This is a genomic window from Paenibacillus sp. FSL K6-3182 (assembly GCF_037976325.1).
Classification (GTDB): Bacteria; Bacillota; Bacilli; order Paenibacillales; family Paenibacillaceae; genus Pristimantibacillus.
In genome coordinates this window covers 5,048,141-5,072,360 of the sequence record NZ_CP150265.1, presented here as the reverse complement: position 1 = coordinate 5,072,360, position 24,220 = coordinate 5,048,141, and the positions used below count along the sequence as shown (strand labels likewise).

The window sequence follows — 24,220 nt, the reverse complement described above, 5'->3', positions numbered from 1 at the left end:
TAAATAGTTGTTGTTCCTATGAAATAAGTTTTAAGATTCTTCCTAATATAAAACAAGTATATCAGGGAAATTTTATTATTTGTCTCAATTAAAGCTTGACCTTGAAGTATACTTCAACATTTATGCTCTATCTTATCAATTACGGCTATCCATAATTGAAGTCTGAGATGAAGTTGGAGGTTATGTATGATGCGAGTATTAGAGGTATTTGTTATTTTGGTCATTATTGCAGTCACGGCGGGAATCCTATTTGGCAAAAGGGAGCGGCGGCTGAATGCCGTTTTATGTATGTCCTTAGTGTTGGTTGTATTATTGCATGGAATAATCGATCATTTTCGCATACAGATGGTTCCGGCCTATGCCGCTGTGTTGATGCTTATCATTGTACTGGTCCTTAGATTGGCTAAGCCGCATAGCAAAGTCCGCACTAAGCGTTTGTTAAAAAACAGTCTGCTAACTGTTGTCGTATTGGCTCTTTCGGTTTCTTCTATGTATTTGAGCAGACTGCTGCCCGTGTTTACAATGCCTGAGCCAACTGGAAGTTATGGGATTGGGACCATTTCACAGCATTTAACAGATGTGACGCGCGATGAGATCTTAACTGGAGATGACCTTAGTGACAAACGGGAGCTTATGCTGAATATTTGGTATCCTGCTGATCGGAGTAAAATGGAAGGTAAGAAAGTGGAGCATTATCCAGCTGAACTCGGGGATGCGATCAGTTTGGTATTTGGTATTCCGAAGCAGATATTCAGTCATGTCACAGCAATTCCTACGCATGCTGTTGCTGGAGCGGAGTTGTCTTCAGATAAAAGCAGCTATCCGGTATTGCTGTTCTCTCCAGGAATTCGATCAACCCGGTTCCAGAGCATAACAGCTATCGAGGAGCTGGTCAGCCACGGATACATTGTTGTCGGCATGGACCATCCCTATTCATCGGCTAAAGTTAAATTTCCTGATGGGCGCTCTATTTTTTATGAAGCAACACCTGAGTTTCCATCTTCGGCAGAGCTATACAACTACAACATCAAGGGCGTTGGCATTCGTGCAGCAGATGCATCCTTTGTGCTGGATACGATAACAAAATGGAACACGTCGGACCCTAATGGTTTGTTCGAAGGCAAGCTCGATTTAGATCACGTTGGCATATTTGGACACTCCTATGGAGGAGCAACGACTGCTGAAGCACTCGCACAGGACAAGCGATTCAAGGCAGGTGTTAGCTTAGAAGGCGGCTTTTGGGGTGAAATTGCCCATACGGGATTGCAGCAGCCTTTTATGTATATGATGTCCAGCAGTACAGCAGCGAGCTTAGATCCAACGAATACGAAAAAGAACAATTATTTCTATGAGGAGTTTACTCCTGATTTGGAGTCGGTGATGACGAGAAGCACAAATGACACTTACTATTTGACCATCGATCATTTTAATCACCAGAGCTTCACGGATATAGCGCTTATATCGCCATCAATTTTTGCTAAGGGCATTAAACCAGCGCATAATATTGATATAACTCGGTCCTATGTAAGAGCCTTTTTTGATCAATATTTAAAAGATGAACAGCAGGCTCTCCTTAACGGTCATTCGCCGGAATATCCCGAAGTGAAGTTTAATGCGGTTTATACAAAAAAGAGAATGTAATTGAACTATTTTTGCTAATAGTCTGGGGGACACTCATGGAAGGGATGACACGCGGTGAATTGGCAAAGAAAACGGGATTAAGCATGGCTACTATCCGCTATTATGAGGAGAGAGGGCTTCTGCCTGCTCCCCGCCGGGTAGCAAGTGGGTACCGAATATATTCTGATGATTATCTTGTAAAGATTAAATTCATCAAAGATGCGAAATCATTAGGTTATTCGTTAAAGGAAATCCAAGAAGGTTTGCAAATGCTTAGTCAAGACATGGATGAGGAGCTGTTAAAGGAATTAGTACGGAATAAAATTATAGAGATCGATGAAAAAGTTAAAAAGCTGCATGGCATGCAAAAAATGCTTTCCGGCTTGCTTGAAACCCCGCAAGGGGACATCCAAAATTATTTGCGATCATTTCGTACGTTGGATGATTAAGTATGTTGAGATAAAGACAATGGAGCTAATAGGGCTTCATTGTCTTTTTTATGAAGCGACACATAGAGGATGATTAAGCGAAAATTATTTTAACTCCCAGACGGCGCATCCTTAAGGCCAAATGAAACTAAAGGCCCATAGTTCATGATTCGGATCATCATCTTGGCCATTTGCGTCGGGGTTTGGCTTAGTCTAGATTCGATCCAGTGCATGAAAATGCCAAAGTTGGCCGATGTCATATAGGCTACGACATATTCGGGCGGCATGACGACTTTATGCTGAGGCAAGATTTTGATTTTCTCATAAATATGTGAAGCGAGCAATGTGCGAAATTGAATCGCCAACGACATGTCACCCTTTGGTCCAAACATGATGCGAAGAAAATCGGCATGACGGGCTAGCTCTTCGAAAATTTTGATGCTTTGCGGATACGGTTCATCTTTGTCGAGATACGTTCTCGCTTCCATTATATCGAATTTCATGACGCATGCTTCTACAGTGGCAAATACTTCGTCTTTCAGCTGCTGAAGCATATCAGGCACATCTCGGTAATGCAAGTAGAAAGTGCCCCGGTTCACATTCGCCCGGTTAGCAACATCAGTCACAGTGACGGTATCAGCACCTTTTTCTTCAATCAAGCTCATCAGCGCTTCATATAAAAGCTGCTTGGTACGAATTTGCCTGCGATCAAGTTTATCACTCAAGGTATATAATCCCCCTATTTTTCGAGTTAATGAACAGACGTTAAAAGGAATGATGAGTAATGAACACTGTGGATAGAAGTGATTATTGTACTTTTCCCTCATCTCATTATAATTAACAACATGAACGCTAATCAACACCTTGTTAATTAATAGAGAGAAGGAGTGGATAGAAATCATGGGGATTTTTAAACAAAAAATAACGTGGATCGGAATGTTGATCGTTCTGGTCGTGCTCGTCGTCTTTGGAGCGGCAATGATGGGATCGGTGCTTGGCACAAAGCCCAAGGATGTGCCTGTGGCGCTTGTCACGCTCGACCAATCTGTGAACATACCAACTGGCGGTTCGCTTGCGGTGGGTGAAATGTTGAAACAAAAGCTGATGGAAAACGATCAGTTGCCCATTTCTTGGACGATTGTTAGTTCGGAAGAAGAAGCACGCGCGGGAATTGATAATAGAGAGTATTATGGAGCAATGATTCTTCCAGCTGATTTGAGCGCGGGAATCGCTTCATTAGCTGGACCGTCACCGAAGCCAGCGACTGTTCAGATTATTGTAAGTGAAGGGTCGAACTCACAAGCTGCGACGCTTGTGAAACAAAGTCTGGGGCAAGCGATGAAGTTGACTGGAGCAGAGTTGTCTAAGTCGATGCTTGTGCAAATAGGTGAGAAAACGCAGCAAGTAACCGTAGCTGCTGCCCAAGCTTTGCTCTCCCCGATCAATGTGCAGGAAGAGACTGTGCATACGGTCGGTACGAACAATGCTGCTGGCAATGCACCGGGTTTACTGACACAAATTATGTGGATGGGCAGCTTAGTGACAGCATTAATTCTGTTTATCGCAGGCGGCAACGCAATGAAAGCTGGAGCAAGCAGATTGTCCTCAATCTCGATGCAGCCTGCTGCAGGAGTTGTCATCGTTGGTATCGCATCAGGCTTTCTCGTCTGGATGGCTTCTTCTTGGTATGGTATGGAGCTAGCGCAGGCGTGGGATACGTGGTTATTCCTATGGCTGGTGGGTGCGACATTCTATATGCTGCAGTCCGCACTGTTGAACTGGATTGGCATGCCGGCAATGGGGATTCTCGTACTGCTTATGTTTTTCTCTATGCCGCTGCTTAACATGGCACCGGAGTTTCTGTCCCAAACATCGCATGATTGGATCTATTCTTGGACGCCGCTTCGATTCGCCGCTGTAGGAATGAGGGAGGTAATGTACTTCGGAGGACTGGATGCCGTAAGCTCCAACGCGTACATGTTGTGGTACATCGGAGGAGGCTTCCTTCTAATTCTGCTTGCTGCTAGTTTTAAGAGAGAAAAAGAAGTTTTATCGCAGGCTGCATTACAAAATAGTTATTAAGCTATATTCGTTAGTTATTAGTCTATATTAGTTTGATTTGATGCCACTCCTTTGGTAGGAGTGGTTTTTTTTTATAAACGTATATTTTACGGATAACCTCGCTTTGTTTGACCCGAGAGGTGTTGTCTTTCATCGCTAACGGACATCAGATCCGCTAATTTTGAATTTTTGGAGGTTTTGACACATTAACGGACATGAGATCCGCTATTTGTGCTGTAGCACTCAAAAAAGACTCGTTTTAAAGCAAATAGCGGAACCTATGTCCGTAAGACAGCCAAAAGTAGACGTAATTACGCAAATAGCGGAACGTATGTCCGTAACATGCTCGTGCAGCGGGGTTCGGCCTATTTTTTAAGTAAATGTAATAAGAACGCTATGTTTCCAATCACACAAAGGCGATAGCTTGATGAATCTGAACTCTATCCTCCACCATAACTCGGAGTGTGAAGGTGTCGACTCAAAACTATACCTCAAAAACCAACACTTCAATAACCATACCTCAAAAACATACTTTAGTATCTATATCCAACACTTCTTAGTAGATATATTACTTATATCGAGCGGGTAATTATAATGCAAAGGAGTTAGAATATGAATGCAAACAGGAAGACGGCAATAATGGTTGGGGTATTATTTTTTATAGCAACGGCAGCCTATATGGCAGGAAATGGGCTTATAGAATCGGTTCTAAACAAGCAGTTGTTTCTTGAACATCTTTACCCGGATAGAATGAAAGTAATAACAGGTATGTTTTTAGAATTAATTGCGCAGCCATTGTAGGTATTGCCATGCTGATGTACCCCATATTGAAAAAACAAGATGAGGCTTTGGCACTTGGTTACTTTGGTTCGAGAATTATTGAGTCTGTACTTCTTATCGTGAGTATAGTCGCCCTGCAATTGCTAGTCCTGTTAAGTGAGAAATATATTGCTACAGGAGCAGCGGATAGTAATGAGTTTCAGACCATGGCTGCTTTAGCTGTAAAAGGACATTTTGCGGCATTTGATATGGGGATGTTAGCTCTTAGCGTGGGCAGCTTGATGTTTTGCTATTTATTGTACCGATCGAAACTTATTCCAAGAATCATATCAATTATTGGACTAATTGGATACGCAGCTTTATTCGCAAGTGGATGTTTCGGTATTATTGGCCATGACGTAGGAATGGTACTGTATATTCCGGGGGCAATCTTTGAAATCATTTTTCCAATATGGCTGATTGTAAAAGGATTTAACTTATCGGCGATAGATGCTCAGGCAATAAAAAAATAACGGATACGCATGATAAACACATCGAAACGGGTGTGTTTTTTTATGTTAGTTGGAACTCCATAAACGAATATTTCGTTGGTCACACTTTAATTGAGAACGATTTTCAATTATAATGAATAAAAAAGTAATGCATTAGAGGAGAAACATCATGAAGTTCGAAGAGCAAATTGCGATTTGGAATCATTCAGCTGCTAAAATATTTGATATTAGGCACACGGTCATGAATGCTGGTGAGTGTATGGTAAATTATCGCTTTCCCGCTAGTGGCTTTATTTTTGGAGTTCGTGGCTCGGCACATTTGATACTTGACGATGTCATTCATCAGACACGGCGATCTTATTTGCTGCACGGATCAAAAGGGATGATATTGGAGATCGAAGCGAAGGAAGAGTTTGAGTTTTATTTTTTATTTTATCGAGCGAAGCTCGCTTTTTCTGGCTGGAGGGAAATGAGGCAGTGGCTCGAGCGTAAAAGTCCGTTTGAAATCCAATATGGATTTGAACCGGAGGAACCGCGCGCCATGTTATTTCTGATGTCCTCGATGGAGCAGACATTAAAAAATTCAGGCAGCCTTGGCAGTGTGGAGATAAAGGGTTTATTTTATCAATTTGTTCATGAGGTATTGCGGAATCAAAAAACGTTCGATTCGAAAAACGGTCAAAAGGATCTCGTGAAGCTAGTGATACGTTATCTTCATAATCACTATCAAGAAGGAATCACGCTTGATTTTCTTGCGAATCAATACAATTATAGTCCTCGTTATTTATCGACGAAATTTAAGCAGCAAACGGGAGCTAGTCCCATTGAATATCTCATTCAGATCCGTATAAATGAATCCAAAAAGCTGCTGCTGGAGACGAGGTCATCCTTGCGGGTTATTGCGTCGCAAGTCGGGTATGCGGATGAATATTATTTTAGCCGACTGTTTAAAAAACAGACCGGTTTGTCTCCAGTACGATATCAGGCCATGGAACGAGAAAAGGCAACATCGGAAGATAGTCCGCGCTTCAGTTCTAAATTGTCCATTGGCGCCTCAAGATTACGACGCTATAGTGTAATTGGTAGTGATAATCATTACCAATACAAAAGCGGAGGTTTTATTAGTATGAAAAGGAATAAAAAATCGTTACTAATCCTGAGCACGCTGCTCAGTTTAACGTTGCTGCTAGGCGCTTGCTCTAGTGGGGGGACGAATGTTGGGACTAACTCTACTGGATCTGCAGTAAACGTTACCGCAACGGCTTCACCAAATTCCGAGACGGTAAGTGAAGAAGGCACTCGCACGATCTCTACTATTAAAGGAGATGTCATCGTTCCAGCAAACCCAAAACGTGTTGTTGTTTTGTATATGCTAGGCGACATCGTTGCACTAGGTGTCAATCCAATCGGGATTTCCGAGGTGTATGACGGGGCGGCTTTTTCAGAGCAATTGAAAGGGGCAGAATCATTAGGACATTGGGATGAAACGAGTCCAGAAGCAGTAATGGCGCTGGATCCTGATCTGATTATCGTGAATTCTGAGAATAGCTACAGTAATTTAAAGGATATTGCGCCAACTGTTCTCATTGCTGCCGATCAGGTATCTACAGAAGAGCGGATTATGAAGCTAGGCGAGGTATTCGGCAAGGAGAAGGAAGCAAAAGCGTTTCTGGATGATTTCAACAACAAAGTGGAACTTAGCAAGGAGAAGCTTCGTTCGGCTGGAATACTTGATAAAACGATCACGATTGTCGAAGGCGACAAGAAGGAAATGCTGGTTATCGAGAGCAAGCAGTATGGTCGTGGCTCCCAAATCGTTTACGATTATTTAGGCATGAAAGGACCAGAGATCATTCAGAAGAAGCTTGAAAAGTCGAAAGCAGCTGAAAGCCAAACGATCTCTATGGAAGTAATGCCGCAATATGTTGGGGATATATTGCTGCGCAGTTCGTGGGAAGGTATGGACGATTTGTCAGACAATCCGGTTTGGAGCAGTATAGCTGCAGTTAAGGAAAAGCGTGTTATAGAGGCTCCTTTTGGTTTGTTTTATTACACGGATATCTATTCCCTAAGGACTCAGCTTGATATGATTACGGATAGCTTGTTAGCTACGGCTGCAGGCAAGTAATTTAGGATGGCTGCGATAAAAACCAACCGTATAAATCCCGTATTTCGCGGCAGAGCTTTCTTTGGGCTATTTCTTCTCCTTGGCATGCTGCTGCTCTTGATAGCCGCTGCCGCATCAATTTCATTCGGTGCAGCACGAATGGATATTTCTATTGCTTGGACTGCAGTATTTTCTTTTAATCCGGACATACCAGAACATCAAATCATTCAAGCACTAAGGTTTCCGCGAACGGTTGCTGACATTATAGTAGGAATCAGCTTATCGGTGGCTGGAGCGATTATGCAAGGAACGACCCGCAACCCGCTTGCTGATTCAGGCTTAATGGGCGTAAACTCGGGGGCAGCTTTTGCCATGGTGCTCGTTCTTGCATTTATACCGGGTATTAGTTATATGGATAAGCTTCTTGTATGTTTTGCAGGAGCGGGTCTTGGAGCCGTCATGACTTACCTAGTCGCATCACTTAACAAACGAGGCATGACTCCCCAGCGGCTCGTCCTTGCTGGTATGTCCATTACAATGCTGTTTGGGGCAATGGGTACTTTTGTCTCCATTCGATTTAACGTTGGACAAGCGCTTTCCTATTGGACAGCCGGCAGTGTGGCCGGGGCAACTTGGAGTGAGCTCGCACTAATTGCGCCTTGGTTTGTAGGAGGAATGATTCTTGCTTTTGTTTTGTCTCCTTCCATTGCCATATTAAGTCTTGGAGAAGATATTGCGGTGGGCTTCGGGCAGCGTATAACGCAAATTAAGCTATTATCTACGCTAGCGGTTCTCATCCTTTCCGGCTTATCTGTTGTACTTGTTGGCCCTATAGCATTTGTTGGGCTAATCGTTCCCCATTTAATGAGGCTAATCGTCGGTGTTGATTACCGATATATCATCCCAGCATCAGCTGTATATGGCGGCATTTTCATGTTGGCTGCGGATTTGACGGGGCGGTTAGTTAATCGTCCGAATGAAGTAGCACTTGGCATTGTGTTTGCAATGCTTGGTGTCCCGCTTTTTCTGTTCATTTCGAGCAGAGTGAGGAGTGACCTTGAATGAATGCTGAGCTAAGTCGTATAAAGCCATCAGCAGCTGATCCATATAACCAACGAGCGAAGCGCAAACGGATTTTTATCGTGGTCTCATTGTTCGTTCTTCTTATCGCTGGCGCGATATGCAGTATGAATCTCGGTAAAATGTCGCTTGGTCCAGTCGATGTCATTCAAACGTTATTTGGCAATGGTACGGCGAAAAACGAGTTGGTCGTATTTAAGTTTAGACTTCCCCGCATCGTGCTGGCTGTGTTAGTTGGCATGGGGATGGCCGCTTCAGGTACAGTCATGCAAGGCATTCTTCGCAATGATCTGGCTGATCCGGGAATGATTGGCATTAGCGCGGGATCAGGCTTAGCTGTATTACTCTTTATTTCTACTGTCGGACTTACAAGTATGTCCTCTGCTATTTTTTTGCCATTGCTCGCCTTTGTAGGCGGATTGCTGGCTGCATTATTGATTTATTTGCTGGCTTATAGAAAAGGAGCGTTTCCGTCTCCAACCCGTCTTATTTTAACAGGTGTCGCTATTAATGTAGGACTCGGTGCAGTAACGTTGTTCCTGACGCTTAAGCTTAATAACGATCAGTTTGTATTCGCGCAAAAATGGCAAGCCGGTTATCTGTGGGGAGACGAATGGAGCTATATCGCTATTCTAGCTCCTTGGGTTTTGCTCTTATCCGGTTACGTATGGTATAAATCTAGCCTGCTGAATACGATTGGTCTTGGTTATACAACAGCTACAGGAGTAGGTGTGAACGTCCGAAAGTCGTTTGTAAGCTTGGCGCTCGCAGCAGTTGCTTTGGCATCAGGCAGTGTTGCTTTGGGCGGCTCGATTTTTTTTATCGGTTTAATTAGTCCGCATTTGGCACGCAAGCTAGTAGGCTCGGACCATAAGTTTCTATTGCCTGCATCGGGTATGATCGGTGGAATCATTTTACTTAGTGCGGATACAATTGTCAGGGCACTTGTGTCAGGACCTGATATGCCAGCTGGAATATTTGTAACGATGCTTAGCGTTCCTTATTTTTTGTATTTGTTAATGAGGTCTTCTTAATAAGGAGCAACAAACAAGAACAGAAACAAGAACCACTTCGTCCGAGGGGGTTCTTGTTTTTATTTTGCTGTGTGCAGCACTCGGGGCATTTGTCATTGGGGGAATTTTAGAAAAAGTAACTTAGGACTATAGCTGACGTTGGTAAACGATGGTTATTATAATTTATTTATGAATACTCCGATATTATCGACGAAATTATTTATCCCACCCCTGCTACTTTATCTGTCACCTTCTGAATCCCGCACCCAACTATTATGATATACATCACTACAACCAAATTTTAAAGGTCCGGAAACGTTGATGACCACATGATACCTGTAACAGCTGCATTTCGCCGAGTTTAAGCAAATCATGGATATGAAATTAGGGAGAACCGTAGGAACATTGACCATTCAATGGCGAAAATACAACATCTGTATGCTTATCTACAATCGTAACCTGCTCAAGTTTTTCTAACGGACATCAGTTCCGCTATTTGAGAACCTTGGGAGGTTTACATATGTTCCGTTATATGTGTTGAAACACTCCAGATACTCTGGTTTTCTAGTAAATAACGGAACCTATGTCCGTTAAGATCAAAAAAAGAGCTAAATTTATTAAATAGCGGAACCTATGTCCGTAACACCCGCCACCCAAGCTGCTTCTTCTGTCACAGTAAGAATTCAAACGCCCCACGCAACTTTGACCCACACAAACCCAGGCCCAAGCAACATTGAGAACTACCGATAAAAAATCCACGCCGATGTTACATTGAGTATTACCGAGACAAACCTACGCCCAAGTTACATCTAGTATTACCGGAACAAACCCACGTCCAAGCAACATTGAGTATTACCGAAATAACCCCACGCCGATTTTACATTGAGCATTACCGACACAAGTCCACACCCAAGTTACATTGAGTATTACTGACTCATGTACACACGCACGTAATTTAGACTATCACCGTCGCATTACCCACTCTCATGCTCCTACGACGTATAACGTTACAATCGAATTTTAAAGGTACGGCAACGTTGGTGGCCACTTGATACCTCTAAAAGTTGGAGTTCAACGAGTTTGTACAAAATACGCCTTGCATGTCGATCACTTACTCTGAGATGCTCAGCGAGTTCTAAGGGAGTTATTGGTCGGAGCAAACGTTGTGCCAGTCGTAATGTTTCCGCTTCAGAGCTCATTAGCTGTGAAGGCACATCTGAAGAAATAAATTTACCTATGAAAGCAAGAACGAGCTGCTGGCATTGTTGCGGTTCGTCCGTAATAGAAGGGTAAGCAACAGGCAGCAGCATCCAACCGTCAAGAGCTAACAAACAATGCCTTCTACACAAATCTTTAAATCGTCTTACATCAAGATCTCGAGCATGGGACGCATATCCTTGAATCTCAATTCCACCTTTTGCGGCACCTGGCATATAGGCAAGATCCAGATATCGATAGCCATTATTGAAATCGCGAACTTCCCATTCAGGCAGCAGATGATCAAAATGTCCGACAGCAGGGAACCATACTGATCGTAGAAATTCAACTGTTCCGTGGCCAAGTCCCTTATTGAGCAATTCAAGTCTTCTATGATTACTCTCTGAATCAATATTGGCTTGTAACCATTCCTTATATTTGTGATCAAATTGAGATGCCATAACTTACACTTCCCCTCTACAAAATAAAAACGCCGCTGTCATACAAACACTCCCAAACAGGAATGGTTGTATGACAGCGGCGTGTTCTTCACGACCTATGTTGTCAGTATATCGTCAGCTGACTATTTCATCAATAGCCGTTATTTCTAATATTCATAAGTGTCTCATAGTTTTTGTAAGATGCACTATTAATTGAAAAAATACGATATATTATTGATATACAGCTTGAGTAACACACCCAAACAATTGACATCTAATCAATTTTTCTCAAGAACCCAACTGATAACGCAGCTTATAAAATCGAAACAATTCCTTCGCACCATAATATCATCAAAATAGAGAAGACATAACTGTGTAAAAGCACTAAAAGCATTTGTTCAAGCGCTTAAGAATCAAATCTTGAAGGGTAACCGTAAAATATCCAATAGGAGGTTCGGCATGAAAGCTAAGATTGTTATTATAACAGGAGCAAATTCGGGGATCGGAAAAGCAGCAACGCTGAAGTTTGCAACCGAAGGATATCATGTTGTCATGGCTTGCCGCAATTTGCAGATTAGTAGACCTGTGCAACAAGAAATCATACTAGCAGCAAACAATGTTAATGTAGATTTGATGGAGCTGGATATTTCATCGTTTGATTCTATTCGTTTATTCTGCGCTGCATTCAAAGCTAAATACTCACGTTTGGACATTTTAATACATAACGCAGCTTACTTAAATCATGGAGAAAAGCAATATAAGCTTAGTCCTGAACATATTGAACTGTCTTTTGCTACAAACACATTTGGTCCCTTCTTAATGACTAATTTGCTGACAGACCATCTTCAAAAATCGCAGGACCCGAGAATTCTTAATGCCTGTACGACCAATATTAAAAATTTCTTCGATCCCAAAAGAAAAATTGACTTCGATAATTTACGCGGTGAACTGCAAAACAAGCAGCGTTACAGTGTATATAAGATGTACGGAGACTCCAAAATGGCGTTATTGATATTAACCTTCAAATTAGCTGAACAATTGAAAAGCAAGGGAATTAAAATCAATGCGCTTCAGATCAACCGAGTAAAATTATCAAAAGAAACGATAAGCAAACTTAGCCTATTTTGGAAAGTGCTTGCTACGGCTCAAAATTTAACGAATCCGCTACCAGCCGGCATGGCAGACAATTATTTTTATATCTGTACTTCAGATGAATTCCGCGATGTAACAGGCCAGCTAATTAACCACAAGCGAGAGATAGTTGCACCATCCAAAAGCGAAAAAGGTGTAGAGCAATTGAAAAACATATTTGGTTCGGGAAGCTATCCTAAATACGCTATCGATACTGAAAATTCGGCGAAGCTATGGGTTTTAAGCATGGAGCTGACTAGTAATTTTTATGAGTCGTAAGCACAACAGGAGTAGCAGAAGTTAGAAGAAAATAAAGTTCTTGACTGAAAAATAAAGTGTTAGACTAGGAAAATAAAGTTGTAGACTGAGAAAATAAAGTATTAGACTGCCGATGCGACGATGCTTTATTAAGCTAACGGGACACGATAGCACCATGACAATAGGCTACCAGCACCTTGGTAGCCTTTCAAATATCGGGCAGTTATGTTTAAAATCTTCATGGAATCCATCACTGAAATAATGGGAGATTTGTTTATTAATCATCCATAGACAAGGGGGAGACTTACAATTTTAATGAAAATTGATATTAGTAGGAAGATAATTTCTAGTATAATCACAACAGTAATTCTTTCGTTAATTCTTGTGGAATTTCATGGTTATGCACCGTTTTTCATCTATTTTATGTACTCATTCATCGGTTGCTTAATAATAGGCGTACCGTGTTCATTAATTACAGACATGATTATCTTAAAAATGAAGGTAATAAAAAAAATGATGGGCATGCTCATGGGGTTAGCCTCACATCTAATATTTGCAGTTATTATTTTGTATTTGTTTTCTCTTACCGAATCAGAAGGCTTCCTTTTTCTTTTTAAGTACGCCAGTGTTTTTGTGTACTCAGTTTTTATTGTCGCAATAGGTTTATGGTTGATTGATACGATTTTTAAAAAAATTCAGTTTCCAAGATAAAAAGAGAGATACAACGAGCGTTCGATCTAATACAACTGTTACTCTAACGAGAGACGTTAGTTAAAGACAATACAAGTTGGCTTAACAAAGGAGAAGCTAGAATGGATGTTGAGAAAATAAAAGTACAACTGATTCATATTAATGGTGAACGATCTAATGGTGAGTTCTATTTATTTGAAGAGGCTCCTCATAATTCAGAGTTGGTTCTGTTGCAGTTATTTTATGACGAAAGGCAATTATTCAGCGAAAGTGGTTGCTTTTTTGATGCATTGATAAGTATTAGAGAGGAATTAGAAAAGGACAACATTCTCATTGCTTGTAATGGTGCAACCGAAAACGTATTTACTTCACCAATGCAGTTGTCCATGGGTGTGGGCAGAAAGGTTTATAAACTTACGGTTGGTGAACAGGCACGAGTAAATGATGTAGTCGATATTTTTGAATTCGAAAAGGAATTAAGATCAGTGAGCATTTGCGCTCAAGCGGAGTACTATCGTGGCTGGTTAGATAGTCTTACGTAAGTAATATTAAGCACAGTAAAGTTCAACTAACGAGGAACGGTAGTTCAATGAAACAGCGATAGTCTAGGACTTTATTTTTTGTCCTTGGCTGTCGCTGTTTCAATTTCTGAGGTCAGTCTAAAACTTATTGTATGAAGTCTGACGATATTACAATTGAGAATCAGCGTGGAATAAAGACACCCAGTTTAATGCTTTATTTTCTACCGCCAGCTGAGTTTTGGGAACGAAATGTGTTGCTGGCAGTGAAGAGGAGCAAATTGCTTTTGACCATTAAGGTTAGCAGCCGTTCGAGTGAGGATCGAGTTTAAATCAAACTCGGTGATTTTCAACTGCACTATTGTAAACTCAATAACGTAGAGCAGTTCTCTTTGTATAGCTGCAATGGCTCCAGCTGATCCATTCACTCGGGCTGACTGCGCAGCCCGCAAAGTGGTCGCTCAAGAGAGCGAACTTGGAGGGGATATTTTTGTGGGCTTTTTATCACCATTCCGTTTTCGATCACGATACTGCTTAGGTGTGATATCGGCATGTTTTTTAAACGATTTAATAAAGTGAGTCTGGTCATAATAGTTCAAACGAGTAGCGATAGTTGAGACCGATTCACTTGTGAAATCGAGCAGCTTCTTAGCTTCTTCTATTTTCTCCTGATGGATGAAATGACTGATCGTGAGTCCTGTTTCTTTTTTGAAAAGGGTGGATAAATAGGTACCGTTAAGTCCAGTCAGCTCAGCCAGCTCAGAGATAGAAATCACATCATATAAATGATTAAAAATGTATTCGCGGCATTTCGCGATTGGCTTAGAAACGGTGCCTTTCCGATTTTCGCTAACGCGATCCGTAATATCTAAGAAGGCGTTTATCATCGCGGTTTCAACCGAGCGAACATCCGTTAAATCCTCAATATGCTGAATGTAAGTATCACTTAAGCGATATGCCAGCTCAGTATACAGCCCGCCCTCCATACCCGCTCGAATGGCTACAGCAATTGCGCAGATGGCAATATTTTTGCGGCTTCTCAAATGGCTTCGTTTGGATAGTGTGCCTGCCTCCCCAATTACACCCATTACGAATAGATTCTTAAGTGCAGCTTTATCACCGTTCTTAATATGCCGTAATAATATCTGTTCAAATTCCCGGCTCGTGTGAAGAATAGAAAATTCCTTCATATTAGACATCGATAACTCGATAGCTTCCTCTGACAAAAACCGTTGGCCCAACCGGAAATTATACTCAAGAACATCCATCAATTCTAACGTCTCTTGATTGACAATCCAATGTGCCATGATGCCAATGTGAAATAATCTCTGCTTGGAAACAAGAGGGAGACTGCGCAAATATTCATCCCAAGCTGGATGGAGTCTTCTAGGAATATTATTATCATTCATGAGATTTCGAACGGTTTCCTCGGAAGGAACATAGTCAATTGAGGGACCAATAATAATGGTTCCTGCTCGCTTCAAATTCGAATAAACGGGCTGCACGATAAAAAATTCCTCAAACTCCGTTGTCTGTATAACGGGAAAAGTTTTATCCCAGGTTCGTTTTATTAATTGCTGGAAGTATTCAGTATTTAGTAAGGCGGAAAATGGGATAGGAGCGTTGGATTCAAAATATTCCTGCCCGCTTGGATCATCCGCACTCAACCAATAAACGGGCAGCTGCAAGCTCTCATGAAGTAATTTAGCTAAAAAGGAAGGATTAAATTCCATCTAATGCCTCCAAATAAATTTACTTTTATTCAAATAATCATACCATATTTCCGATTTTTTGATCATCTATAATGAGTGTGGAGTAAAAAATGAAAACGCTTTACAGTTTGTGAGTTTATTTATGGGGGATTCAGTATGAATCGTGACCTAAAGAAAATGGTTGTACAAACGACATTGGAAGAAAAAGCAGATATGTACTCTGGCTTGGATGCTTGGCATTTAAAGGTGCTTTTTCAGATGAAATGGTCGAACAGCTTCTTCTCCAACTAAACGGACAAAAATAATCATACAATCGAGGTTGCTACTATGGAACAGACTATACTTTCATTTTCGGAGAAGCTTGGGTATGGCGTTGGAGATATTTACGCTTACGTGACCTATCTCATTCTCAACATTATTTATTCAGGAGCGAACGTTCCTTATGGTGTGTTGAACTCATTGATTATACAAAATCCTTATGAGCGATCTTTGCTTAACATATTCCGTATGTTAATGGCTATCTTTGGCGCAGTGCTCGTCTCGACCATGACGGTTCCCATCGTAAATGCATTCGGCGGCGGCAAACAGGGATGGATGATGACGTTTACTATTTATGGTGCGATTGCAGCGGTGTTGTTCTTGATTACTTTCCGCACGACGAAAGAGAGAGTTAAGCCAGCAGTAGTCCAAAATACGGTCCCGAGCCGCGATTACGGTTATTGATCCAACTAGCATTAAAATCGTAATCATCGCGTCGGTGATCAAATCACTTGGCGGCGTTCCATTAGCTGCAACGATGTTCGCGATGCTTGCAGACACCGTAGATTATGGAGAATGGAAAACAGGCATGCGAACAGAAGGTTTAGTTTACAGCGCTGGAAGCTTCGGCTCAAAGGCAGGCAGCGGGCTTAGCGCCGCGATAGTCGGTTGTATGCTCGCATTTGGAGGTTATGTTGGTGGTCAGGAGCATATTAGCGAATCCGCTCGTTCCTCAATTTTGTTCATGTACATCTATTTGCCGATTTTCATTAGTGCGCTCATGGCCGTTATTCTCTACTTCTATAAATTAGATAAGCAATTCCCGCAAATTTTAAAAGTGCTAGGAGCAGCTAAAAACATATGAATAGGTAGGGAGGGGACAAGGCCGCAGATAAAAGATAATTGAAAAGCGCAATGTGCTGAAAGCTGGCTCCGGTATTTTAACGGCGTCAGCTTGTTTGGCTTTATTCGGAGGCTGACTCTTTAATCATGTGAAGCTAGGAATGCATTAGCATTATTGTTTTTGCATAATTCTTTAGGATTAAGCATTAAGGAATGAAACGATAATTAAAAAGCTGAGTAGAGGTATTAAAGTGACCCCATAAAGTGAGACAGGTTATTTTATTAGGCGATTTTCTGGGAATGAGTCCGGTACAGTACCGGACTCATTCCTTTTAATTTTGTCTTAATACGCTTGTTATTGTAGTAATCGATATATTTTGATAGTTCATAATTAAAATGTTCATTACTTTCAAATTCATTTATATAAAGAAATTCAGATTTCATTGTGCCAAAGATGCACTGGAAAAGGTGTTATCGTACCAGTTACCTTTGTCGGGTATCTGGTTGGTAAAGATGTGTTTGTTAATGAACTGGAAAGTATAGTACTGTATTGGTATATGAATAGCTTAAGTTAGTGGTAAACTCCCATTGAAAATATTTCTGGCGAAATGTGGTGATGTACTTGTTAAAAATGCTTGTTGTTGATGATGACAAGTTCGAACGGGACGGCGTTAGGTTTCTCGTTGATAAATACGGTCTGCATTTGGAGATCTTTGAAGCTGACAGTGGTGAAAGCGCTCTCTTGTATATCGAAAGCCATGATATTGACATCTTGCTCACCGATATCCGGATGAACGGCATGGACGGATTACAGCTAGCTGAGAAGGTTCGTGAACTAGGTAAGCCTATCAAAACGATGTTTATGAGCGCCTATGGTGAGTTCGAGTATGCACAGAAGGCAATCGATCTGAAGGCAATCCATTATATATTAAAACCTGTGCAGGTTAGCGAATTTATTAAAAATATGACCGAGGTCATCGAACTGTGCGAGGAAGCGTTGAAATTGAAGGTTCAGCAGGAAAAACTAGAAGCTGCCTATTTGAAGGAAGTCAGATACGAAAAGCAGAAGCAGCTTACCGATATTATACTCAGCAAGGCAGAGGAGGCGGATGACAAACGAGATCTGAAGGTGCCTACCGGCAGGTTCGATAATTATCCTTACATGCGGATGCTGATGCTGGATTCTCGTAAACGTTTTTTCGATCGGCTTGATCTCGATATCGAAGAGCAGTTGGGCGAACTCATTCATCGCAACGTCGATTTTATTCATTTGAATGAGTTTCAAGCGTTGCTGTTCTTGGAAACAGCCCCCGACGAGTCGCTGGAAGCTATAACGGAGCTTGGCCAGCAATTGATCCGGATATTCCAGGATATGTACGATAATGATATTTGTGTTGTGATCAGCGGATTGATGGATGATGTGAAGCAGCTCCACAAACAATTTCATGAAATGGAAACGATGCTGGAAAACAAGTTCTTTTTCGATGAGGGTACGGTGATGCTGGCAAACCGCACATCATTTGCTCAGGGCGATATGACAGCAGCAGTAAATGATGTGTTAACGCAATTGACGCAAAATATTCAGCACAACCGATATGATATCGCGCAACTGTATGTCGAGCAACTGTTTGATGCTCTACAAAACAGTGAGCATTTAACGGTTATCTATGTAAAATATGTGTGCACCGAAATTGTCAAAGCTGCATTCAATGCCTCTATAAAAAAGAATAACGATAGATTCAAGCATAGTTTGGAGGACATCTATAAAACGGTAAAGCTGAGCGATTTGCGTAAAGTAGTACTGAGTATTCTAAAGGAAAACGAGTCTTTCTGCGAAACGAATTTGGAAGCGACCTCCAAAGCGATCGATGAAGTCGTCCGAATAATCGAGAACGAATATCAGACTGACTTGTCATTGGAATTATTGTCGGAGCGGGTTTATTTATCTCCTAGTTATTTGAGCCATTTATTCAAGAAACAGAAAGGGATAAGTCTTAATAAGTTCATGACCGTGCACCGAATGGAAAAGGCAAAGGAACTGCTTATAACAACCAATCGTAAAATTATCGATATCGGCCAGGATGTTGGTTATAACAACTTCTCCTACTTCAGCTCGTTATTCAAAAATCATTTTGGCCGAACGCCTTCCAAATACAGAGAAGAGGCATAAACGATGAAACGGCTGATCTATGGTTTGTTCAATCGTTTACGGTTTAATCAAAAACTATTTCTTTCTTATTTAATCGTTATTATCATTCCTATTATGGTGCTTGGCATATACGCCTACAATCAATCAAAGGACATGCTCAAATTGCAGGCATTGCAAGGGATTGATAAGAATGTGAATACCGTTACTCAGAGTATTGACAATTCGGTTGAACGCTACAATCATGCGATTCGGTCGATCGTATTCACTAAGATGTTTCAGAAAATTGTAGCCAACGATTATATCGACTTAGTCAATCTTTCACGGGATTTGAAAGATTTCTTGGATCCGTATTTTATCATGATGATGAACCTTGACAAGGACATTGAGAAAATTACCTTTTACACGCAAAGCACTGTTCCAGAATTCGGCGATTCAGTAGTCTCATATAAACGGGTTAATGAGAAGCCATGGTACAACGAAGCTATGAAGGGGATAGAACCGCTATGGAAATATGAGGATAACGAACTGTTTGTCATTCATAAATTCCCAAAAACTCTAAAAGAGGCTAATACGAATATGGTCTATATGCGAATTAATGAGAATAGTTTCTTCAAAAACATTACCGATCTAGATCAGGAGTATGCTGTCATTATCTCTGATGGCAATAACCGGATCGTATATGCGAATCAAAGTGCAAAGTTGATTGCCTTTGACTTCAAAGAAATGACGAAAATGAATGAGGGGACGGTACGCATCGGTCAAACGGAAATGTTTCTTGTCAAGAAGAAGATCGTGCAGGCTAATTGGACGGTCTATTGTTTCGTACCCGCAGCACTTGTGTCCCATAACGCAGGTTCAATCATTAATGCGACGCTAATCGTGATCCTTGCTTGTATTGTCAGCTTGCTGATCATTATTTCGATCTTTTCCAAAACATTTATCAAACGGATATTCTCACTCAATGCGATAATGAAACGGGTCGAATGGGGGGAGTTGGATTTACAGGTTCAAAGTGAGGCCAGGGATGAAATCGGCGAACTGACTAATCGATTCGGCAAGATGCTTAATCGACTTAATGAACAGATCGATGAAACTTATCGAAGTAAAATCATTCAGAAAGAGGCAGAGCTGAAAGCGCTGCAATCGCAAATCAATCCTCACTTCCTATACAATACGCTCTCATTCATCAATTGGAAGGCGCTCAAAAACGATGCGCCGGAAATTAGTCATATCGTTACATCGATGTCGAAATTTTATCGAACGGCTCTTAATCAAGGCAACAATATTATTACTGTGCGTAACGAATTGGAAAATATCAAATCCTATATTGAGATTATTCAGGTTATGGGTGATTATAGCTTCGATGTGGTTTATAAAATTGATGAGGAGGTTAACGAGTATTCAACAATAAATTTAATTCTTCAACCGCTCGCAGAAAATGCGATCAAGCATGGTATCAAACAGAAAAATAATGGAAAGGGTCTACTGTATGTTAGTGCCTGGCTTGATAAAGGGACGATCAATTTCGCGATTGAAGACAACGGTCCAGGTATGGAGAAGGAGACGATCGATACGATACTTACGATGCAATCGACAGGATATGGCCTCAGAAATGTCAACGAGCGTCTGCAACTGCGGTTCGGCACTAAATACGGCATCTCCATCCAAAGTCGACTTGGCTATGGTACAGTTATGACTATCGTTATTCCACAAAGCTTGTATAGTTCCACAGTATAAACAACTTAATCTCCCAAATTCAACTTTGCCCGCCGGCTAGCCGGACGGGTTTTTTTAACTCCGTAATAAACTGCATCATTTCTAAAATATTTGATAATTATTAAATAAGTTTCCTATGTTATATTCTCTTTAGCACAATGGAACCGCTTACAAAAAGGAGGAAATAAAGCAATGAGCGATACGATTAGGGCAATTAGCACGAAACAGGTGCTGAGGAGGGAGAAGATAAAAAAATATAAACAATACCGTGTGCTGCTGATTATGATGATTCCGGCAGTTGTCTATTACATTTTATTTCATTATCTCCCCATGTACGGCGTATTGTTGGCATTCAAAGATTTTAAAATTACACAGGGCATCATCGGAAGTCCATGGGCTGGACTTCATCATTTCGAAAAGATCATGAACGACACGTATTTCTACACTGTGTTGAAAAATACACTAATTATCAGTTTAAGCAAGCTGGTGTTTGGTTTCCCGGTACCCATTATTTTTGCATTGTTATTGAGTGAGATTTCAAATATGAAATTCAAGAGGTTAGCTCAGACTGTATCCTATTTACCTCATTTTATATCATGGGTTGTCATGGCTGGGATATTCTTTACGTTGTTTTCCTTGGACGGTCCTATCAATGGCATTGTAAAACTATTAGGCGGCGATCCGATGTTATTCTTGGCAGATGATCGCTACTTCCGCACTATACTTGTGGCGACGAGTATTTTTCAAGGCTTCGGTTGGGGTTCAATTATCTATTTCGCAGCCATTTCGAGTATCGATCCGCAGTTGTACGAAGCGGCTGTACTCGACGGAGCTGGTCGGTTTAAACGGATGGTTTATATATCTATACCGATGCTTGCGCCCGTTATAGCCATTATGCTTATTCTATCAATGTCCGGTATTTTGGATGCGGGTTTTGATCAAATATTCAATATGTATAATGTCAAAGTGTATAACGTTTCAGACATAATCGATACTTATGTGTATCGTAAAGGTTTAATTGAGATGAACTATAGCTACGCGACGGCCGTTGGATTGTTCAAATCCGTGGTTGCTTTGATCCTGATCGTTATCGTAAATAAGATAGTGAAATGGATCGGCGGCAAGGAGCATGCCATATGGTAATTTTCTTAATTAGACGAGGGAGCGAGAACGATGATTAACATAAAAAAATCAGCGGCAGACAAAATAGTCGACGTCTTTTTGTATCTCATTCTGGCAGGTATTATCTTTATCACATTGTATCCCTTTTGGACGCAGGTCGTGATTTCTTTAGATGGCGCAGGAGCAGATAGTGCTGCCTATTCATCAGGCTTCATATGGTTGCCGACACAGCTCACATTCGAGAGCTACAAGCTGGCCTTTAAGTTCGATGCGCTATGGACGGGATACTGGAATACGATTATTCGAACCGCGCTGGGTGTTATATTATCTATATTTTTCACAGCCATAACCGCCTATCCATTAGCAAAAAAAGACCTTCCCTTCAACCGATCGTTTACAAGCATGATTTTGTTCACGATGTTGTTTGCTGGGGGGACGATTCCTTCGTATCTGCTTATTAAGGAGCTGAATATGCTTGATACGATTTGGTCTCTTGTTATTCCAGGTATGATTGGTGCGTTTAACGTGTTGATTATGCGAAATTTTTTTCGTTCGATTCCGGAAGAACTGGAAGAATCGGCACGTGTGGATGGTGCAGGTTACTTGCGGATATTTACTCAGATCGTCATTCCATTATCGAAGCCAGTGCTGGCTACGATTGCATTATGGGTAGGTGTGGGCCACTGGAATGCATGGTTTGACAGCATGATCTACATTTCAGATCCTAATAAGCAAGTACTGCAGATTGTTTTACGCAAAATTATTATCCAGAACAACATGGCGGATATTAACAGCGTCATTCAAAATATCGGTAAAACAACAGAGTTTTCGGGAAGACAGCTGCAAGCCACGGTTGTCATGTTCTCGATCATTCCAATGCTGGTCGTATATCCATTTATCCAGAAGTATTTTGTCAAAGGCGTTATGATTGGTGCTATTAAAGGGTAACCCCCCTAATAGATAATATTTCATAAACAGAGAGGGCTGGTTGAAATGATGAAAAAGCGTATATTGCTAGGAGGGCTATCCACAGTCATGCTGATGTCGATCATGGCGGGATGCGGCAAAAATGATTCCTCGGGTAATCAGACTGATAATGGGAATAAACAATCGGCAGTCGGTGGAGAAGCGACGAATAAAAAAATGAAATTGATGTTTTGGAATTTAGATGAGAATCAAACGACAGACTCTGTCGGATTAAATGCACTGAAAGAGAAGTACAACGTCGATTTGGAAAGTATTGCATCAACCAGGGAAGCGATGAAAGAAAAACTGAACCTTCTTATATCCTCTGGTGAAATTCCAGATTGGTGGAAAGAGCCATCGTTTACGGATTACGATAAATTTCTCCAACAGGATGTTGCCGCTGAAATTCCGCAACAATTAATTGAACAAAATATGCCGAAATATACGGAATGGCTCAAACGTTACCTTGGGGAAGATCCATTTAAGTATATAAGAAGAGATGGGAAAATCTATGGATTACCGGTCATCTGGGATATTGGTATCGATGGTATACAGCTTGGTTTTCGTGAAGATTGGTTGAAAAAAGTAGGCATAACAAAAACACCGGAAACGCTTGATGAGATGGAAGCTGCATTGACGAAATTCCGGAACGAGGATCCTGACGGTAATGGTAAAAAAGATACGTATGGCATCACTGCAGCAGGTGAAAATATCGAATCTATTTTCAGCTCCGTGTTTGGCGCTTATGATGCTTATCCTAATATATTCCGTGAGAAAGATGGAGTAATCGTCCGCGGAGAAATTGAACCAGGCGCGAAGCAAGCGCTTGAAGTTCTGAATCGTTGGTATAAAAATGAATTGATTGATCCCGAATTTGTCGTTAATAAAGGTAATAATGTTGAAGACAAAGTGCTTACGGACAAAATAGGAGCGATTGAATATTATTGGTGGGCGTTCTTGCCGGGCAACGCATTCCTTGGTGGGGAACAGTGGTATGACAAGCTGGCTAAGAAGTACCCGGGCTTTAATTTTGCAATTGAAGGCGGAATTAAGGGACCCGATGGGAAATACGGCATATCACAGTACAACCCAGCCTTTGCATCGGGTGTTATGTTCGGTAAGCATTTAGAAAAAGACCAGGATAAACTGATTAAATACATGCAAATTTTCGAAGCTAGCCAATTTGATCCGGAAATTTATGAAAAAATGAACTTTGGAGAGAAAGGTGTCCATTGGAATAAGAGCGACAAAGGAACGGTTGAATTCATCGCTCCATATACAGACGAGAAAGAACGCAAAAAAATAGGGCTTGGCGGTTACTCGATGGCAGGCTCGTTCAATGACTACGAATTTCAAACGTCATATACATCTGAAGAAAGTCTGCGTCAGCTTGCGAAGGATACACGTGCCAAGGGAACGAGAAATATTGATATTCTAGCACCATTCAACAAGCCCATCTACAATGAAACGCAAGATAAGTTGAAACAGTATACACTGCAAAATTTTATAGATTTTATTACGGGTCGCAAACCGCTGAGCGAATTCGATAGTTTTGTAGCTGAATGGAAAAAGATGGGCGGCGATGATGTGTTAAACGAAGCGCAACAAGTATATGACGACAATTTAAAATCATAATTATT

General features: G+C 41.2%; 21 protein-coding genes and 1 pseudogene. 18 read left to right on the top strand and 4 right to left on the bottom strand.

Annotated features, from left to right (window positions below):
- Positions 1 to 186: 186 nt before the first annotated feature.
- Together MHH56_RS22495 and MHH56_RS22490 are read left to right on the top strand one after the other, a co-directional pair.
- Complete coding sequence (locus MHH56_RS22495; RefSeq protein ID WP_339203914.1) at positions 187 to 1,641, top strand: prolyl oligopeptidase family serine peptidase; 1,455 nt, start codon at positions 187 to 189, stop codon at positions 1,639 to 1,641.
- A gap of 35 nt (positions 1,642 to 1,676) precedes the next feature.
- Positions 1,677 to 2,069: a MerR family transcriptional regulator gene (locus MHH56_RS22490; protein WP_339203913.1), complete on the top strand. Its 393-nt coding sequence runs from the start codon at positions 1,677 to 1,679 to the stop codon at positions 2,067 to 2,069.
- A gap of 89 nt (positions 2,070 to 2,158) precedes the next feature.
- On the opposite strand, the gene MHH56_RS22485 is transcribed toward MHH56_RS22490, so the two are convergent.
- Positions 2,159 to 2,773, bottom strand: a complete 615-nt coding sequence (locus MHH56_RS22485; RefSeq protein ID WP_339203912.1) for a TetR/AcrR family transcriptional regulator — start codon at positions 2,771 to 2,773, stop codon at positions 2,159 to 2,161.
- Positions 2,774 to 2,948: 175 nt separating this feature from the next.
- On the opposite strand from MHH56_RS22485, the gene MHH56_RS22480 reads away from it, so the two are divergent.
- From MHH56_RS22480 to MHH56_RS22455, 6 genes are all read left to right on the top strand, one after another.
- On the top strand, positions 2,949 to 4,130 hold the full coding sequence (locus MHH56_RS22480; protein ID WP_339203911.1) for an ABC transporter permease: 1,182 nt from the start codon (positions 2,949 to 2,951) through the stop codon (positions 4,128 to 4,130).
- Between the two features lie 591 nt (positions 4,131 to 4,721).
- Positions 4,722 to 4,910, top strand: coding sequence for a hypothetical protein (locus MHH56_RS22475; RefSeq protein ID WP_339203910.1), 189 nt, complete (start codon positions 4,722 to 4,724; stop codon positions 4,908 to 4,910).
- A 26-nt stretch (positions 4,911 to 4,936) separates the two neighbouring features.
- On the top strand, positions 4,937 to 5,401 hold the full coding sequence (locus MHH56_RS22470; RefSeq protein WP_339203909.1) for a DUF4386 domain-containing protein: 465 nt from the start codon (positions 4,937 to 4,939) through the stop codon (positions 5,399 to 5,401).
- Between the two features lie 148 nt (positions 5,402 to 5,549).
- The gene (locus MHH56_RS22465) at positions 5,550 to 7,508 is read left to right on the top strand and encodes an AraC family transcriptional regulator (RefSeq protein WP_339203908.1); all 1,959 of its coding nucleotides are present in this window, start codon (positions 5,550 to 5,552) and stop codon (positions 7,506 to 7,508) included.
- Positions 7,509 to 7,592: 84 nt separating this feature from the next.
- Positions 7,593 to 8,552, top strand: coding sequence for an iron ABC transporter permease (locus MHH56_RS22460; protein WP_339209705.1), 960 nt, complete (start codon positions 7,593 to 7,595; stop codon positions 8,550 to 8,552).
- Positions 8,549 to 9,601, top strand: coding sequence for an iron ABC transporter permease (locus MHH56_RS22455; RefSeq protein WP_339203907.1), 1,053 nt, complete (start codon positions 8,549 to 8,551; stop codon positions 9,599 to 9,601). Before MHH56_RS22460 ends, MHH56_RS22455 begins: the two co-directional genes overlap by 4 nt.
- Positions 9,602 to 10,587: 986 nt before the next feature.
- Here MHH56_RS22455 and MHH56_RS22450 read toward each other — a convergent pair.
- Positions 10,588 to 11,238, bottom strand: coding sequence for a transcriptional regulator (locus MHH56_RS22450; RefSeq protein ID WP_339203906.1), 651 nt, complete (start codon positions 11,236 to 11,238; stop codon positions 10,588 to 10,590).
- A gap of 438 nt (positions 11,239 to 11,676) precedes the next feature.
- On the opposite strand from MHH56_RS22450, the gene MHH56_RS22445 reads away from it, so the two are divergent.
- Together MHH56_RS22445 and MHH56_RS22440 are read left to right on the top strand one after the other, a co-directional pair.
- A complete protein-coding gene (locus MHH56_RS22445; RefSeq protein ID WP_339203905.1) occupies positions 11,677 to 12,627 on the top strand; it encodes an SDR family NAD(P)-dependent oxidoreductase in 951 nt (316 codons plus the stop codon).
- 791 nt (positions 12,628 to 13,418) lie between these two features.
- Positions 13,419 to 13,838: a hypothetical protein gene (locus tag MHH56_RS22440; RefSeq protein WP_339203904.1), complete on the top strand. Its 420-nt coding sequence runs from the start codon at positions 13,419 to 13,421 to the stop codon at positions 13,836 to 13,838.
- 437 nt (positions 13,839 to 14,275) lie between these two features.
- On the opposite strand, the gene MHH56_RS22435 is transcribed toward MHH56_RS22440, so the two are convergent.
- Positions 14,276 to 15,547 (bottom strand): helix-turn-helix domain-containing protein, encoded by a 1,272-nt coding sequence (locus MHH56_RS22435; protein ID WP_339203903.1) that lies wholly within the window; start codon positions 15,545 to 15,547, stop codon positions 14,276 to 14,278.
- 135 nt (positions 15,548 to 15,682) lie between these two features.
- On the opposite strand from MHH56_RS22435, the gene MHH56_RS22430 reads away from it, so the two are divergent.
- The 3 genes from MHH56_RS22430 to MHH56_RS22420 are packed head-to-tail and all read left to right on the top strand — an operon-like array spanning position 15,683 to position 16,649.
- Positions 15,683 to 15,817 (top strand): hypothetical protein, encoded by a 135-nt coding sequence (locus tag MHH56_RS22430; protein ID WP_339203902.1) that lies wholly within the window; start codon positions 15,683 to 15,685, stop codon positions 15,815 to 15,817.
- A gap of 36 nt (positions 15,818 to 15,853) precedes the next feature.
- Positions 15,854 to 16,249 (top strand): MFS transporter, encoded by a 396-nt coding sequence (locus tag MHH56_RS22425; protein WP_339203901.1) that lies wholly within the window; start codon positions 15,854 to 15,856, stop codon positions 16,247 to 16,249.
- Positions 16,250 to 16,283: 34 nt separating this feature from the next.
- Positions 16,284 to 16,649 (top strand): MFS transporter, encoded by a 366-nt coding sequence (locus MHH56_RS22420; RefSeq protein WP_339203900.1) that lies wholly within the window; start codon positions 16,284 to 16,286, stop codon positions 16,647 to 16,649.
- Positions 16,650 to 16,909: 260 nt separating this feature from the next.
- Here the strand turns inward: MHH56_RS22420 and MHH56_RS22415 are convergent.
- Positions 16,910 to 17,118: pseudogene (locus MHH56_RS22415) on the bottom strand (IS3 family transposase); the annotation flags it as partial.
- A gap of 125 nt (positions 17,119 to 17,243) precedes the next feature.
- On the opposite strand from MHH56_RS22415, the gene MHH56_RS22410 reads away from it, so the two are divergent.
- From MHH56_RS22410 to MHH56_RS22390, 5 genes are all read left to right on the top strand, one after another.
- On the top strand, positions 17,244 to 18,797 hold the full coding sequence (locus MHH56_RS22410) for a response regulator (protein WP_339203899.1): 1,554 nt from the start codon (positions 17,244 to 17,246) through the stop codon (positions 18,795 to 18,797).
- Between the two features lie 3 nt (positions 18,798 to 18,800).
- The gene (locus tag MHH56_RS22405) at positions 18,801 to 20,513 is read left to right on the top strand and encodes a sensor histidine kinase (protein ID WP_339203898.1); all 1,713 of its coding nucleotides are present in this window, start codon (positions 18,801 to 18,803) and stop codon (positions 20,511 to 20,513) included.
- A 171-nt stretch (positions 20,514 to 20,684) separates the two neighbouring features.
- Positions 20,685 to 21,635 (top strand): ABC transporter permease subunit, encoded by a 951-nt coding sequence (locus MHH56_RS22400; RefSeq protein ID WP_339203897.1) that lies wholly within the window; start codon positions 20,685 to 20,687, stop codon positions 21,633 to 21,635.
- Between the two features lie 30 nt (positions 21,636 to 21,665).
- Positions 21,666 to 22,562, top strand: coding sequence for a carbohydrate ABC transporter permease (locus MHH56_RS22395; RefSeq protein ID WP_339203896.1), 897 nt, complete (start codon positions 21,666 to 21,668; stop codon positions 22,560 to 22,562).
- A gap of 45 nt (positions 22,563 to 22,607) precedes the next feature.
- The gene (locus MHH56_RS22390) at positions 22,608 to 24,215 is read left to right on the top strand and encodes an extracellular solute-binding protein (protein ID WP_339203895.1); all 1,608 of its coding nucleotides are present in this window, start codon (positions 22,608 to 22,610) and stop codon (positions 24,213 to 24,215) included.
- Positions 24,216 to 24,220: the final 5 nt, after the last annotated feature.